A 15,427-nucleotide genomic window follows, 5' to 3' on the forward strand; every position below is an offset into this window, starting at 1 on the left:
TTTTTTAAAGTATTTTAATATAAAATTACATATAAGCACAAAGTATTTTGGCGAGACTCTTGAGGGAACAGGACAAGTTGAAGACTACAGGCTGAAGCTGTCCCCTAGGAAAGCGAGCCAACAATACGTAGTATTATAAATAAAGAAGCCAGTAAATGAATTTATGAAAACTCATTTACTGGCTATTTTGCTAGGAATTATGTCCCAGTCTTTGTATATTGCAAATTTTCTGACAACGACATAAAATAGCTAAAAAGGGGTTGATGAAATGCTGAGATTATTTTTGATTTTCATCGCATTCATCATTAACACGACGATAACTTATTTATGGACTATCGAGGGAACATGGCCCAACTTGCTATTTAAATCATTATCATTGAGCATGATAATTGTTTTTATGTTCTATTACATTCGTTTTGTTATTGAAAATAAAAAAGAAGACTGAAGAAATAAAAAATAAAGAGTATCTTTTTGGATTAACTTATTTAATAATAACTCTACACTTTTTTTATGAATCAGATAAATCATATTGATAAAATGATAAATCGAGCCATCGATCAAATTTATAACCTACATTTTTAATTGTACCTGCATGTGAGAAGTCAAACTTCTTATGCAATGCGATACTATCCATGTTCGATGCATCAATCCCAGCAACAATAGTGCGATAACCTTGTTCTTTAGCGTAACGAATTAAATTCTCTAATAATTGAGAAGCGATACCTAGTCCTCTGTACTGTTGATGAACATATATAGAATGTTCAATAGTATATAAATAGGCCGGCCATTGTCTAAAGGAACCATAAGTGGCAAAACCAACTACTTTCCCTTCTTTTTCATAAACCCATATAGGTTCGTTTATTTTTGCTTTAGATTGATACCATTGAAGACGTTCATCTAATTGTTGTGGCTTATACGTATAAACAGCTGTTGTATTAAGGATGGCATCATTATAAATTGTCAAAATACCTTGAAGATCTTCTAGTCGCGCAAATCTAATCATCTCAATTCCTCAAATCTTTAAAATTATTATTCTCATTCAATAGATAGTGCGTCATTTTCAGAGGTTAATATGCATTCTCATCTATTTCATATCATGTAATGTTGAATTTTTAATTTAATGCTATACTAAACTAAAATTATATAATTTGCGAAATAAATATAAAGGAGTAACATAAATGAAGCAGTGGATGAATAGATTAATCACCTTAATAGGCGTATTGTTAATCATTTTAGCTATTTATTTATTCTCAAAGCCATATATCGATAATTATCTACATGAAAAAGATAACGATTATAAAATTGAAAATTATGATAAAAAGGAAAAAGAACAGACAAAGACATCTAAATCGACGCCAAAGATACCTTCCGATAAATCTAAAATGGCTGGTTATATAGAAGTTCCAGATGCACAAATAAAAGAACCAGTATACCCTGGTCCAGCAACACCAGAACAACTCAATAGAGGTGTTAGTTTTGCAGAAGGTGACGAATCTCTTAATCAACAGAATATTTCAATTGCTGGTCATACGTTTACAGATCGTTCGCACTATCAATTTACAAATTTAAAATCAGCCAAAATCGGTAGTAAAGTGTATTTTAAAACTGGAAATCAAACTAGAAAGTATAAAATAACTAAAATACGTGATGTTAAGCCTACAGAGGTTAAGGTATTAGACGAACATCCTAATAAGAAAAATCAATTAACATTAATTACTTGCGATGACTATAACGAAGAAACGGGTGTTTGGGAAACAAGGAAAATATTCATAGCTACACAAATTAACTAATATTCTTATAAGTGAAAGATACGTAATAAACTGTATTAATTATGTTCTTCTTCGAGAAGATGCTTTGTTAAAATAAATTTTAATAACTTATTGATTAGAGGGTCGAGGACAAAGTGAATGTCCTTGGCTCTTTTTAATATTTTTGATTCAAGTTATATAAATGAAAATAAGAGATTTATCTTATATATTAAGCGATAGTGTGAATGACAAAGGTAATTATTTTTTATGTTGAAAACAATTTCAATATATGAATATGTTTTCACTATATTTGATATTGCTTCAATACCAAATCCAACAGCTATATAATGATTATGAATTTTAATCTATAGATAGGGGGATTAACGATGATTAAAGCCATTGCGGTAGATATGGATGGAACATTTCTTGACACAAATAAACAGTTTGATCGAAATCGTTTTGAAACTATTTTTAAAGAATTAATAGATAAAAATATTAAGTTTATAGCTGCGAGTGGGAATCAATTTGCAAAGCTAAAATCAATTTTTGGAGATAGGGAAATGTTCTTTATATCTGAAAATGGAGCAGTCATCTATAAAGGTAATCAACTTTACAATTATCGAAGTTTTGATCAGTATATTTTTCAAAAAGTTGTAAATTATTTAAATTTGAATCAAAAGATAAACAATTTGATTATTTGTGGTGTAAAAAGTGCATATATTTTAAAAGAAACAAGCGAAGCATTTAAGCAAGATGCACGTACATATTATCACCAACTAATAGAGGTTGACTCCTTACAAACATTACCTGATGATGATTATGTGAAAATTGCTTTCAATATAAATCGTCAGACTCATCCAGACTTAGATGAGAAATTAGCTCTTAAGTTTAAAGACGATATTAAACTAGTATCAAGTGGGAGAGATAGTATAGATGTTATTATGCCAAATATGACTAAGGGTCAAGCTTTGTCTAGATTATTAAAAGAATGGCAAATGCCTGCTTCACATTTAATGGCATTTGGAGATGCAAATAACGATAAAGATATGTTGGAGCTTGCCGAACATAGTTATGTTATGGCTAATAGTGAAGATCAATCATTATTTGATATAGCGAGTCATGTGGCACCTTCCAATGATGAACAAGGCGTACTATCAACAATCGAAAATGTTGTTCTCGGTTATTCCAATAAATAATAAAATGGTTAAATGTCTGAAACGTTAACATGTACAGACACTTAACCATTTTTTTAGAAAAGTAAAGTCTTTTTTATTTTATTCGCAACAATACCAAGTGATATTGTGATGTAATGATATAGGTTAAGTAAATTGAAATAATGATAAATAATATCTTGATTACAGTGATTACTGACTTTATTCGTATTAGTTTAATCGCGTATCACATGTGCCAGTATTAATTACTGATAATGCTGCATTCAAACCACCCTCTACTAAATTTTGTACTGCTTCATCGGAGAAAAAGGCAATATGAGGTGTAACTAAAATATTTTCATTTCTAATTAGGTCTAATAATATTGGGTCGTCAATCGTTTGATTTGAACAATCAAATGTGAAATAATTAGCTTCATTTTCATATGTGTCAATGGCAGCACCTGATAATGTACCATTATTTACTGCTTCAATTAAATCAGGCGTGTTTATCACAGCTCCTCTTGCGGCATTGACTAAAACGGCACCTTTTTTAACATTTTTAAACATATTGTTATCAAATAAATGGAAACTATCTTTATTAGCGGGTACATGTAATGAGATAATATCAGCATCTTTAATTGCATCCTCTACTGTTTCTTTATATTCTAAGAAAGATAAAGAATGATTAGGATATGCATCATAACCAACTACTCTCGCACCAAAACCAGCATAGATTTTACCAGTTGCAGCACCAATACGCCCTGTACCGATGATTGCTACAGTCATATTTTTTACTGGACGAGACATAATAGGGGACGCCCATGTGAAATTATGTGCTTGCACACGTTTTTCAATTGTTGGGAATTTTCGTACGAGTTGCAGAGCGATAGATACCGAATATTCAGCAATTGTTTCAGGTGAATAACTAGGTATATTCGAGATAATAATTTCATGTTTTTTTGCAAGTTCTAAGTCATACATATCAAATCCAGCCGTACGTTGTGCAATTTGTTTAATACCATAGGACTCTAATTTAGGGTAAACTTCAGGTTCTAATTTACCGAACTGCATTGTTGTAACACCGTCATAATCTTTTAATTGATCGACAGTATCTACACTTAAAAGTTCTGTTGATGTAGTGACATCGATATTATTTTTCTTTCCCCAACGTAATGCCATGTCCTTCTCATATGCTCTTGTGCCGAAAAACATAATTTTTGTCATTAAAAATTACCCCATTTCTAAAATTTGTAATTAATAAATAGTAAAAACATTCACAAGTCAGTACTTATGATTTTTTAATTATATGTGATTTAATTCACTAAACAAGTTACTTCATAGGTCTTTTAAATTTCTAAATTATACTAACTATATAAGTGAGTTGAAGAGATTAGAAATCAATTACTTTAGTTACTTTTTGAAGTCGTATATAATTTGTATCAACAGAAGTAAAGAGAGGAAGGTATGATTATGAATCAGATGAATCAAACGATTATTGATGCATTCCATTTTAGACATGCGACAAAAGAATTTGACCCTACGAAAAAAATTAGTGATGAAGATTTTAATACGATTTTAGAAACAGGTAGATTATCTCCAAGTTCACTAGGTTTAGAACCTTGGCACTTTGTAGTGGTTCAAAATAAAGAATTGAGAGAAAAATTGAAAGCCTATAGTTGGGGAGCACAAAAGCAACTTGATACAGCAAGTCACTTTGTATTAATTTTTGCTCGTAAGAATGTGACGGCTCATACAGATTACGTGCAACATTTACTTCGTGGCGTCAAAAAATATGAAGAAAGTACAATTCCAGCAGTTGAAAATAAATTTGATGATTTCCAAGAAAGTTTCCATATTGCCGATAATGAACGAACATTATATGATTGGGCGAGTAAACAAACATATATTGCATTAGCAAACATGATGACAAGTGCTGCATTACTAGGTATCAACTCATGTCCAATTGAAGGATTTGATTTAGATAAAGTGACTGAAATTCTTTCAGATGAGGGTGTTTTAGATACGGAACAATTTGGTATTTCAGTTATGGTAGGCTTTGGTTACAGAGCACAAGAACCTAAACACGGCAAAGTTAGACAAAACGAAGACGACATCATTAGTTGGATTGAATAAAGAAATTCTATGAAACCCAGGGTATAACATGGGTTTATGTTAAATATCATAGTTAACTCACGATAGTGAGAACTTTAATCTAGTACGATTATACGAATGTAAGATTAAGTGAGTTATCAATAATTAATATATAAGCAACCTGAGACTTTTACTTGAAGTCTCAGGTTGTTTTGTTGAATATAATAGAATTTTTATACGTTGAATAATAAAACTCAAAGCGGGTACAACATACAATAGTCGCTTTTAATGATGATGCAAACAGATAATTTTGCATTATTTACAAAAGAGGTTAAAATAGGTATTACATTAAGTAAACGCTTACATTTTATTAGGGATAAGCGATTACTTCAAATATCACTAAAAAAGGATGGGTTTTAATGACAAATATTAACGTAAGAAATTATATAGATGAAAGTTACGGCTTGTTTATTAACAATGAATTCCAAGCTAGTGATAGTGGGGAAACATTAACTGTTTCTAATCCAGCTAATGGTGAAGATTTAGCTAAAGTTGCACGCGCTGGTAAAAAAGATGTAGATAAAGCTGTTCAAGCAGCTCATGATGCATTTGATAGTTGGAGTAAGATTTCTAAAGAAGAACGTGCAGATTATTTATTAGAAATTAGTCGACGTATTCATGAGAAAACTGAACATTTAGCGACGGTTGAATCACTGCAAAATGGTAAACCCTATCGTGAAACATCAACAATTGATGTACCACAAGCAGCCAATCAATTTAAATATTTTGCTAGCGTTTTAACAACTGACGAAGGTTCAGTTAATGAAATTGATCAAAACACAATGAGTTTAGTTGTTAATGAACCTGTTGGAGTTGTTGGTGCAGTAGTAGCATGGAACTTCCCAATTTTATTAGCATCATGGAAATTAGGACCAGCTTTAGCAGCAGGTAATACAGTAGTAATTCAACCATCATCTTCAACGCCTTTATCATTAATTGAACTTGCTAAAATTTTCCAAGAAGTTCTTCCTAAAGGAGTAGTTAATGTCTTAACTGGTAAAGGGTCTGAATCAGGAGACGCTATTTTCCATCATGAAGGTGTAGATAAGTTATCATTTACAGGTTCTACTGACGTGGGTTACGGTGTAGCACAAGCAGGTGCTGAACGTATCGTTCCTACAACATTAGAACTAGGTGGTAAAAGTGCTAATATTATCTTTGATGATGCTAATTTAGAGCAAGTGATTGAAGGTGTTCAACTTGGTATATTATTTAACCAAGGTGAAGTATGTAGTGCAGGTTCAAGATTATTAGTACAATCATCTATTTACGATGAATTGTTGCCAAAATTGAAAGAAGCATTTGAAAATATTAAAGTTGGCGATCCATTTGATGAAGATACTAAAATGAGTGCGCAAACTGGACCAGAACAATTAGATAAAATTGAAAGTTATATAAAAATTGCTGAAGAAGATGACAAAGCGAACATCTTAACTGGTGGTCATCGAATCACAGATAACGGCTTAGACAAAGGTTACTTCTTTGAGCCTACAATTATTGAGATTAACGATAACAAACATCAACTTGCTCAAGAAGAAATCTTCGGTCCAGTTGTAGTAGTTGAAAAATTCGATGATGAGCAAGAAGCTATCGAAATTGCAAATGATTCTGAGTATGGTTTAGCTGGAGGTATCTTTACTACAGATATTCATCGTGCATTAAATGTAGCTAAAGCTATGAGAACAGGTCGTATTTGGATTAATACTTATAATCAAATTCCTGCTGGTGCGCCATTCGGAGGATATAAAAAATCAGGTATTGGGCGCGAAGTATATAAAGATGCTATCAAAAACTATCAACAAGTTAAAAATATCTTTATTGATACAAGCAACCAAACTAAAGGTTTATATTAATAAAACGAGACACTTTACAGGATGCATGCGTATGCGTGCGTCCTGTTTTTTGTTGAAATTTTACTTCAATTAAAAGCCGAAAATATTTTTGATTATTACACTAAAATTTATTTATCTGGTGAAAAATAATAAATTAATATTCGCATTTATATTTTGTATGGTACAATCATTTTAAATATGAAAATGTTGTGAGAGATTTTATGAATCTAGAAAAAAGTTATATTGAACAACAAGTAACAAATCGTGGAAAATCTACTGCTGTATCTTAAGTACTTTGGTTCTTTTTAGGAGGATTTGGAGCACACAGAATTTAACATGGTAAAGTAGGAAGTGGAGTTGGATTATTAGTCTTAACATTATTAACTGTTTGGTTTACTTTTGGAATTCCTACTTTAATTTGGGCTATTATTGATGCTTTTTTAATTCCAAACTGGGTTAAAGAAGATGAAGATAGAATACGTCAGCAAGCTTTAAGCGAAATAAAATTAATGAAAAATAAATAAAATTATAAAAACCTGAGACATTGAGTGCAACGCAAAGTTAGATTAAATTCTAACATTGTGAGGTATAGTACACATCAATCTTGTCTCAGGTTTTCTTAATATATAGACAAACCATTAGAAAATACACCTGCCATATATCAAACACTTTCACCCCCCATAAAGACGAAGTACATGTTGAAATTCAACGGACAAGGCTAGTTGGGGTTCGGGGCCCCGACAAAGAGAATTTCACCGAGAAATTCAACGGGCAGGGCAAGTTGGGGTTCGGGGCCCCAACAAAGAGAATTTCACCGAGAAATTCCACGGACAAGGCAAGTTGGGGTTCGGGGCCTCAACAAAGAGAATTTCACCGAGAAATTCCACGGACAAGGCAAGTTGTCGGTAACTTGGATAACTTATTCAAAATAAGGTGTGTATTCAACTACGATAAGTTATTATAGTTATTTTATTTCGTTACCATGAATTGTAATGTCAAAGCCTTCAGGTGAAGTAACATGAGTAGTATTTGCATTAGGTTGATATATGTCAAAGTGACATAAACCATAAGTTTGTTCATTTTGAGTTCTAATCTTATTTGACTGCCAAGTATTTGTAGCTATATGATGATGATACTTTTGAGTGGACATAAATAGTGCTTGTGGGAAATTAGATATATGTTCGAACCCTAACTTTTCAACATAAAATTCATAAGCAGATTCTAAATTGTGTGTTTTGAGATGTAAATGCCCGATTTTTCCTTCTTCCGGCCAACTTTGCCAACCTTCATTTGACCGTTGAGTCATTAAATCATTGACATCAACTTCCAATGTATCCATTTTGACAAAACCGTCTCGCCACAACCAGTCTTCTGAAGGGCGATCATAATAGACTTCAATACCATTGCCTTCAGGATCAGTGAAATATAGCGCTTCACTGACAAGGTGATCTCCACCACCCATTGCGATGTTGAGATTGTTAGCATGATAAAGGAAGTCTGCTAAATCGCTACGAGTCGGTAAAAGATAAGCAACATGGAATAACCCTGCTTCTCTAAATTCCGGTTGTCGACCGTTGTTAAGTTCATTTAAAGTTAAAGTATAACCAAGATTTCCGATGTTGAATACGGTTTGTTGATTCGTTTGTTTTTCAATAGAAAAACCTAATACATTAGAATAGAAATCAGTTAATTTATTTAAATCTTTAACATTTAAAGTGACGTTTGTTACTTGTGTAGCATCTATAGAATGAAAATTTGTCATAGTTTCGTGTTCCTTTCAATTTTAAAATAAGTATAATTAATATACTTAAAAGATATTAAAATAGCTAATATATTGAATTAATATAAAATCTAAATAAAAGAGTAGAACTAAATTATTTTGAAATTAGTTCTACTCTTACATAGTTGACTATATGTGTGGCCATTTGATAAACGTATTGTATATTTAGTCAACTGCTATAAATTTTCGGTGAAATAAGCGAATGACGTATATCTCAAATTGATATGAGTACATTCACATAAACTATCCTAGATAAACATCTTGTGCATGATCATCTTTTTCTAATACGTTTTTTGCGAATGGACAAGAAGCGATAATTTTTAGATTGTTTTCTCGTGCATGTTCAACAACACGATTAACTAATTTTTTACCTAGACCTTGTCCACCGAGTTCATCAGAAACTCCAGTATGATCAATGTCTATTTCATTGTTATCAACCTCTTTAAATGTAATAACAGCTTTTGGGTTATTTTCGTCATTACCTACATAGAATTTATGATCGCCTTGTTTAATTTCTGCAGCCATCGACGTTCACTCCTTTAAAATTGTATATAGTTATATTTATCACGCTTTGACGTTTTCAAACATAATTAGTTTACAGTTTACATTTATATTGATAACTATTGCTTTTTTATAATGTAACAGATATAGTGATAAGCGTATAAATTGGTCATAGCAGGGAGCACTTATATTGAAGAAATTAATTATAGTGTCAATCATCATTTTAATGTTAAGCGGATGCAGTAGCTTTGATCATCGTAAACGCGAAAGTATTAATGACAAGAATAAAATGAAAGTATACACGACTGTATACGCATTTCAAAGTTTGACACAACAGATTGGTGGAAAATATGTTGACACGCAATCAATCTATCCTGCTGGTGCTGATTTACACTCATATGAACCAACACAAAAAGATATGATTGATATTGCCAAAAGTGATCTGTTTGTCTATTCAAGTCATCAATTAGATCCTGTCGCTGCAAAGATTACGAATTCGATGACCAATAATAGCATGAAATTAGCGCTTGCCGAAGGACTCAAACAAAGTGATTTTATTCACTCTAAAGACCATGATGAAAATCATGAGCATCATTCACATCATGAAGAATCGAATCAAGATCCTCATGTTTGGTTAGATCCTGTTCTAAATCAAAAATTCGCTTTCATGATTAAAGAGAAATTAATAGAGAAAGACCCTAAACATCAAGCTTATTACAATAAAAATTATAAAATAGTAAATAAAGATATTGTGCATATTGATTAACAACTACAATCAATAACGAAGCATTCTAAAAGAGATAAAGTTGTGATATCACACGATTCGCTTGGATATTTAGCGCATCGTTATGGTTTTAAACAACAAGGTGTTAAAGGTATGAATGATGAAGAACCTAGTCAAAAAGAGATTTTGAATATCGTTAAAGATATACAGCATTCGCATGCGCCTTATGTTTTATATGAACAAAATATTACCTCCAAAATTACAGATGTTATTAAGAAAGAAACAGATACTAAACCATTAAGTTTTCATAATTTAGCTGTATTGACTAAAGAGGAGCAAAATGATGATTCAATTTCATACCAATCATTAATGAAAAAGAACATTTACGTATTAAATCGCGCACTCAATAATTAAAAACGGGGTGGGTCTAACGTTCTAAATAAAACGTTAAACCCATCCCGTTAGTTATATGATAATGATTACATTAGTATCTGATATAACTTACTGTGGTATTGTAGTACTCTTCAAAACCGTGAATACCGTCAGCGCCACCTAAGCCTGATTCACGCCAACCTGCGTGATAGCCATTAACGACTTCTTCAGCCTCACAATTTGCATATACTTCACCAAATTTTAGACGTTCGGTTGCTGTCATTACTTCTGTTAAATTTTCAGAGAAGATATAAGAAGATAAGCCAGCGTTTGTATCATTAGCGTCTTCAATCACTTGTTCAAAATCGCGGTATGTTGTTATCGCAAGAACTGGACCAAAAATTTCATCTTTAAACACATTATCGTCTTTTCTAACGCTATCTAATACCGTTGGTGCGTAGAAGAAACCATGGCGTTTTAATTGATGTCCACCAGTCATCAATGTTGCACCATTTTTAATAGCATCTTGAACCTTTTCATGAATACTATCAAGTTGTTTTTGGTTAATAATTGCGCCGTAATCGGTGTTTTCATCAAATGGATCTCCAACAGTTAAGCTTTTCATTTTGGAAGTTACTTTATTTAAAAAGTCATCGTGAACATCTTCATGTACAAAGATACGTTCAGGGCACGTACAAACTTGACCTGCATTATTTATACGGGCTGTCACGATATAGTCAACTGCTTTATCTAAATCGGCATTTGATGTGACAATGACTGGTGCGTTTCCACCTAATTCTAAATTTACTTTCTTTACAGTTTGAGCAGCATTTTCGTAAACAGATTTACCAGCTCTCATACTTCCAGTTAAAGAAATAAGTTGAATGTCTTTATGCGAAGCTAATTGTGTACCTACTGTTTCTCCAGTGCCAGGAACAATTTGAATCAATCCTGCTGGTATAGTTGATGCTCTGAATAATTCAGCTAATCGAAGAGTGAGTAACGTTGTCTCTTCACTAGGTTTAATCACTACTGAACAACCAGTTACTATAGCTGGAATGACTTTTCGCATAAGGACAAGTATCGGTGCGTTCCATGGCACAATACCAGCAGTAACTCCGATAGGTTTATTGATAATTTGAATCGTTTCATTTGCAATACTATTTTGTAGAATACGTCCTTTATCTGACATACTCAGACTTGTCATATAATCGATAAATGAGATTGATTTGTCAATTTCTCCATAAGCTTGCGTTAAAGTTTTACCTTGTTCTTTTACGTATAATTGAGCTATTTCATCGCGATTTTTTTCTAATAAAGGTATAAGTAATTTAACATGTTCCGCACGTGTAGGTTGAGGCACGCGCTCCCATTCAAGTTGTGCTTGTTGCGATTTTTCAATGGCGTCGTTTACTTCCTCTTCAGTTGCAAGAGTGATAGTATCAAATGCCTCGCCAGTAGCTGGATTAATGACATCCATTGTCTCTTTAGACTGACTTTCTATAAATTCATTGTTAATAAATAATTGATTTGTCATGTTAAACACCTCCATTAGAAGTATTCCCTGAAAGATCAGTTTTAAATTTAAATTGCATTATTTTATATTAAAATTCTCCTGAACTTCAAGAAAATGAGCAACCAATAAGAAGGTGGAATAGTGTTTAAATAGATTCGTTAACTCACACAGGAAGTGTTAATAGAATTAAAATTTGTTTAGTATATGTTTAACTCTTTACCTTATTGACAATATAAAAGCCTAAGACAATTTGTCCTAGGCTAAGATTATTATTTTCGTAAAATTCCTTTGTATATCACAGGAATCAATAAGATAAAACCAAAAAGTCCCATAATAGGGAACACTTTACCAATGAGAGAAATGAATCCCACAAAAGTACAAGCAAATGTTATTATCGCCATCATAACTATAAGAATATAATAACGTTTCGTAAACGGTCGACTAAAGCGTGATGCAAAGGCGTACATTAAACCTACTACTGTATTGTATATGACTAAAACCATAATGACAGACATGATAATACCAATGGATGGAGAAATCTGCTTAGCAAGTAGCAATGATGGTAATGCTGCCTCTTTAATTTGATTAAATTCTGTAACAAGACCAAAATTAATCAAAAGTAATAGTAAAGTCACAATAATACCACCGATAAGTCCACCATAAATTGTGGACGATTGATATCGTAGCTTACCGCCCATTACAGTTAAAAAGCTAAATGCAGCAGCAATTTGTAAGCTAGCATAATTAATTGCGTCAAACCACCAACCAGGTGAAATCGACTTATTTTGATTTGAATATTGACTGACATCACTAAAGTTTAAATCACCGGTAATAAAGTAATACACTGCAATCATTACTACGACTGCCACAAGAAATGGTGTTACCCCTCCTAAAACAGCGATAAGACGATCGAACTTTAGAAATAATGTTATCAAAATAAGTATCACTAAAATGAAAGAACTTAACCAAAAAGGTAAGCCGAAACTTTCATTTATAGTCGATGCTCCGCCGGCTGTCATAATAATTGCTAGAGAAAATAAAAATACTGTAAGTATAATATCAAATAATTTAGCTATTGTTGGATGTAAATAATAACGAATAGATTCGGAGTGATTTTGAGATTTAAGACGAAAGCCAGTATTTAATACGAATATTCCTCCAAGAGTTAAGATAAGTCCAGTAATAAAAATACCGCCAATACTGTAAATACCATGACTAGTGAAGAACTGAAAGATTTCCTGACCTGTTGCAAATCCTGCTCCAACTACAACGCCTACAAAGGCGAAGGCAACAATGATGGATTCTTTAACATTGTTCATTTAATAAACAAATCCCTTCAAGCGCTATCCAAGTTAGATTAATTTTTCTGACAAAAATTTTAAAAATTACATTAATCTATTTTAGATGATTTTACCGAAAAAATAAACAGTAAAGTTCGCCACATATGTACTATTGTATAAATAGGGTGCACGTTTAAGTGTGGTATGATTAAATAAGATGGCAGATAAATGCGTATAGTCAAGTGCCATCTAACTTAAATTCATATATTTCATTTAAATGTTTACATTATCTTTAAGCAAATCATAATGCAATTGCAAAGCATTTTTGGTAGTATAGGTCAATATTAAGTATATAAATCGAATTAGAAATAAAGAAGGTGTTTAATATGTCATTGGAATTGCCCGTGATGCTAACGATTGTATTGTTCTTAGCACTAGGCATTTTTAGTCAATGGTTAGCGAGTAGAATAAAATGGCCATCGATTGTTGTCATGGCCATCGTAGGTTTGCTTGTAGGACCTATTTTTGGACTAGCAAACCCAAAAGAGGCACTTGGACCTGAGGCATTTAGTTCAATTGTATCTCTTGCTGTAGCAATTATATTATTTGAAGGTAGTAGTAATCTAGATTTTAGAGAATTAAAAGGCATTTCTAAAGCTGTTATAAGAATTATTACAATAGGAGCGGGAATTGCATGGATTTTAGGAGCAATCGCTTTACATGTCACTATGAATTTCCCTCTGTCTATTTCATTTGTTATCGGAGGACTATTCCTAATCACTGGTCCAACCGTGATTCAACCCTTGCTGAAGCAAGCGAAAGTAAAAAGAAATGTCGATTCAGTATTAAGATGGGAAAGTATTATCTTAGATCCTATTGGACCTATTATTGCACTCACTGCATTTTATGTATTCCAGATTTTTGAGGAAGGGATAGGCTTTGTCGTTATTATTCTCTTTATCTTGAAACTCTTAGCTGCAATTTTAATAGGTTTTGGTGCAGCCTTTCTATTTAATTGGCTTATAGGTCAAGATAAAATTCCTCAAAGTTTAATGCCACCCATTCAGCTTGTATTTATTCTTTTAACATTTAGTATCTGCGATGAGATATTATCAGAATCAGGTTTACTAGCTGTAACAATTTTTGGCTTAATGATGGCGCGTAAAAAACGTCACGATCTCATCTTTAAAGAATCAGACCACTTTATAGATAATGCATCATCTATACTTGTGAGTACTGTATTTATTTTAATTACGTCTTCTCTCACTAAAGATGTGTTGCTCAATGTGTTATCTTGGCAGCTCATACTCTTTAGTTTGGTTATGATTGTATTAGTAAGACCAATTTCAGTGCTTCTTTCAACATTAGGTACTGAAATAACTAAAAAGGAACGTGTAGTAGTAGCACTAATGGCGCCTAGAGGTATTGTGGTTTTAACAGTGGCACAATTCTTCTCAAGTTTATTTATGGACGATAAAATTCCTATGGCTCAATATATTACACCAGTAACTTTTGGTCTTGTATTTATCACTGTAGTCATTTATGGATTTGGTTTTACACCTTTAAGTAAACTGTTCGGTGTAGCAAGTACGGAGCCACCAGGCGTGATCATTGTCGGAGAAAGTGAATTTTCGTTCCATCTTGGTATTAATCTAAGGGATCATGGTATACCCGTCATGATGTTCAACTTATTTGAAAACACATCAGAAAAAGCCCACGAAGCTGGGTTCGAAGTATTTAAAGGTAATCTTTTATCTAGCAATGATAGAATTTATTCTGATTTATTACGTTATAATAAATGTATTTTGATGACACAATCGTTTATCTTTAACAGTTTAGCATTTAATGAATTGGTGCCTGAATTTGGCTTGAATAATGTAGATATGATGCCAGTATCTTTTAATGATGAGCAAGCACGAAACAATTTAAATGGTCCAATCAGAAATCATATATTATTTGATGAAAATCATACCCCACGTTGGTTTAATCAATTTATTACACAACATAATATTGTTGAAGTACCGGCAGAAGATTATGAAAAAATTACAGAAAATGATATGTTAATCTATCATATCAATGAAGATAAAGAAGTGACGTTTAAACGAAGCAATAGAGATATACCTGAACATGAAACAGGTGTTTATGGTATTTTAAAAAATGCTTATTTAACTTAATGTGTTGCGTAAGTTACAAAAAGCCATACTTCAAAAATTAATTTGTTTTATGAAAAGATAATCAATGACGTGACCATTAATTAATTCAAAATAAAACAAAGTATACTTCAGCACATGAATTAAGAGTTCGGGACATAAAGTATCTGGATAAGTGAAAAAAGACAATTTCTATTGAAATAATATAGAAATTGTCTTTTT

The 15,427-nt window shown here is 32.3% G+C and carries 12 protein-coding genes and 2 pseudogenes; 8 read left to right on the forward strand and 6 right to left on the reverse strand.

What is annotated here, in order from left to right; all coding sequences use genetic code 11:
- Nucleotides 1–268 precede the first annotated feature (268 nt).
- Nucleotides 269–445: a hypothetical protein gene (locus AC1Q7N_RS11225; protein WP_002438139.1), complete on the forward strand. Its 177-nt coding sequence runs from the start codon at nt 269–271 to the stop codon at nt 443–445.
- 63 nt (nt 446–508) lie between these two features.
- Here the strand turns inward: AC1Q7N_RS11225 and AC1Q7N_RS11230 are convergent, their stop codons facing one another.
- Entirely contained in the window at nt 509–1,003 is a 495-nt protein-coding gene (locus tag AC1Q7N_RS11230) for a GNAT family N-acetyltransferase (RefSeq protein ID WP_002438140.1), read from the reverse strand.
- 175 nt (nt 1,004–1,178) lie between these two features.
- Between AC1Q7N_RS11230 and srtA the strand changes: the two genes are divergently transcribed.
- Both srtA and AC1Q7N_RS11240 read left to right on the forward strand, forming a co-directional pair.
- On the forward strand, nt 1,179–1,790 hold the full coding sequence (gene srtA / locus AC1Q7N_RS11235) for a class A sortase SrtA (protein WP_002438141.1): 612 nt from the start codon (nt 1,179–1,181) through the stop codon (nt 1,788–1,790).
- A gap of 344 nt (nt 1,791–2,134) precedes the next feature.
- Nucleotides 2,135–2,944 carry a Cof-type HAD-IIB family hydrolase gene (locus tag AC1Q7N_RS11240; protein WP_002438142.1) on the forward strand — a complete coding sequence of 270 codons (810 nt, stop codon included), beginning with the start codon at nt 2,135–2,137 and terminating at the stop codon, nt 2,942–2,944.
- Between the two features lie 186 nt (nt 2,945–3,130).
- Here the strand turns inward: AC1Q7N_RS11240 and AC1Q7N_RS11245 are convergent, their stop codons facing one another.
- A complete protein-coding gene (locus AC1Q7N_RS11245) occupies nt 3,131–4,123 on the reverse strand; it encodes a D-lactate dehydrogenase (protein ID WP_002456690.1) in 993 nt (330 codons plus the stop codon).
- A gap of 246 nt (nt 4,124–4,369) precedes the next feature.
- Here AC1Q7N_RS11245 and AC1Q7N_RS11250 point away from each other — a divergent pair, with 246 nt between their 5' ends.
- The 3 genes and pseudogenes from AC1Q7N_RS11250 (at nt 4,370) to AC1Q7N_RS11260 (ending at nt 7,406) form a co-directional block, all read left to right on the forward strand.
- Complete coding sequence (locus AC1Q7N_RS11250) at nt 4,370–5,032, forward strand: NAD(P)H-dependent oxidoreductase (protein WP_002438144.1); 663 nt, start codon at nt 4,370–4,372, stop codon at nt 5,030–5,032.
- 377 nt (nt 5,033–5,409) lie between these two features.
- Nucleotides 5,410–6,903 (forward strand): aldehyde dehydrogenase family protein, encoded by a 1,494-nt coding sequence (locus AC1Q7N_RS11255; protein WP_002438147.1) that lies wholly within the window; start codon nt 5,410–5,412, stop codon nt 6,901–6,903.
- A gap of 200 nt (nt 6,904–7,103) precedes the next feature.
- Nucleotides 7,104–7,406: pseudogene (locus AC1Q7N_RS11260) on the forward strand (NINE protein).
- 440 nt (nt 7,407–7,846) lie between these two features.
- On the opposite strand, the gene AC1Q7N_RS11265 reads toward AC1Q7N_RS11260, so the two are convergent.
- Nucleotides 7,847–8,644 (reverse strand): VOC family protein, encoded by a 798-nt coding sequence (locus tag AC1Q7N_RS11265; protein ID WP_002438150.1) that lies wholly within the window; start codon nt 8,642–8,644, stop codon nt 7,847–7,849.
- 261 nt (nt 8,645–8,905) lie between these two features.
- Nucleotides 8,906–9,187 carry a GNAT family N-acetyltransferase gene (locus tag AC1Q7N_RS11270; RefSeq protein WP_001831535.1) on the reverse strand — a complete coding sequence of 94 codons (282 nt, stop codon included), beginning with the start codon at nt 9,185–9,187 and terminating at the stop codon, nt 8,906–8,908.
- 166 nt (nt 9,188–9,353) lie between these two features.
- On the opposite strand from AC1Q7N_RS11270, the pseudogene AC1Q7N_RS11275 reads away from it, so the two are divergent.
- Nucleotides 9,354–10,301: pseudogene (locus AC1Q7N_RS11275) on the forward strand (metal ABC transporter solute-binding protein, Zn/Mn family).
- Nucleotides 10,302–10,371: 70 nt separating this feature from the next.
- Here the strand turns inward: AC1Q7N_RS11275 and aldA are convergent.
- Both aldA and AC1Q7N_RS11285 read right to left on the reverse strand, forming a co-directional pair.
- Nucleotides 10,372–11,796, reverse strand: coding sequence for an aldehyde dehydrogenase (gene aldA / locus AC1Q7N_RS11280; RefSeq protein WP_002456035.1), 1,425 nt, complete (start codon nt 11,794–11,796; stop codon nt 10,372–10,374).
- 248 nt (nt 11,797–12,044) lie between these two features.
- Nucleotides 12,045–13,094 (reverse strand): YkvI family membrane protein, encoded by a 1,050-nt coding sequence (locus AC1Q7N_RS11285; protein ID WP_002438159.1) that lies wholly within the window; start codon nt 13,092–13,094, stop codon nt 12,045–12,047.
- Nucleotides 13,095–13,441: 347 nt separating this feature from the next.
- Between AC1Q7N_RS11285 and AC1Q7N_RS11290 the strand changes: the two genes are divergently transcribed.
- On the forward strand, nt 13,442–15,229 hold the full coding sequence (locus tag AC1Q7N_RS11290) for a cation:proton antiporter (protein ID WP_002456036.1): 1,788 nt from the start codon (nt 13,442–13,444) through the stop codon (nt 15,227–15,229).
- Nucleotides 15,230–15,427 lie beyond the last annotated feature (198 nt).

The organism is Staphylococcus sp. GW823-FHT05F06, from assembly GCF_058795495.1.

What these genes read in the sequence shown, in the direction of transcription:
- AC1Q7N_RS11265 (WP_002438150.1), bottom strand. Translation starts at nt 8,644, where the DNA reads ATGACAAATTTTCATTCTATAGATGCTACACAAGTAACAAACGTCACT.
- AC1Q7N_RS11285 (WP_002438159.1), bottom strand. Translation starts at nt 13,094, where the DNA reads ATGAACAATGTTAAAGAATCCATCATTGTTGCCTTCGCCTTTGTAGGC.
- AC1Q7N_RS11270 (WP_001831535.1), bottom strand. Translation starts at nt 9,187, where the DNA reads ATGGCTGCAGAAATTAAACAAGGCGATCATAAATTCTATGTAGGTAAT.
- AC1Q7N_RS11230 (WP_002438140.1), bottom strand. Translation starts at nt 1,003, where the DNA reads ATGATTAGATTTGCGCGACTAGAAGATCTTCAAGGTATTTTGACAATT.
- aldA (WP_002456035.1), bottom strand. Translation starts at nt 11,796, where the DNA reads ATGACAAATCAATTATTTATTAACAATGAATTTATAGAAAGTCAGTCT.
- AC1Q7N_RS11255 (WP_002438147.1), top strand. Translation starts at nt 5,410, where the DNA reads ATGACAAATATTAACGTAAGAAATTATATAGATGAAAGTTACGGCTTG.
- AC1Q7N_RS11225 (WP_002438139.1), top strand. Translation starts at nt 269, where the DNA reads ATGCTGAGATTATTTTTGATTTTCATCGCATTCATCATTAACACGACG.
- AC1Q7N_RS11240 (WP_002438142.1), top strand. Translation starts at nt 2,135, where the DNA reads ATGATTAAAGCCATTGCGGTAGATATGGATGGAACATTTCTTGACACA.
- srtA (WP_002438141.1), top strand. Translation starts at nt 1,179, where the DNA reads ATGAAGCAGTGGATGAATAGATTAATCACCTTAATAGGCGTATTGTTA.
- AC1Q7N_RS11250 (WP_002438144.1), top strand. Translation starts at nt 4,370, where the DNA reads ATGAATCAGATGAATCAAACGATTATTGATGCATTCCATTTTAGACAT.
- AC1Q7N_RS11245 (WP_002456690.1), bottom strand. Translation starts at nt 4,123, where the DNA reads ATGACAAAAATTATGTTTTTCGGCACAAGAGCATATGAGAAGGACATG.
- AC1Q7N_RS11290 (WP_002456036.1), top strand. Translation starts at nt 13,442, where the DNA reads ATGTCATTGGAATTGCCCGTGATGCTAACGATTGTATTGTTCTTAGCA.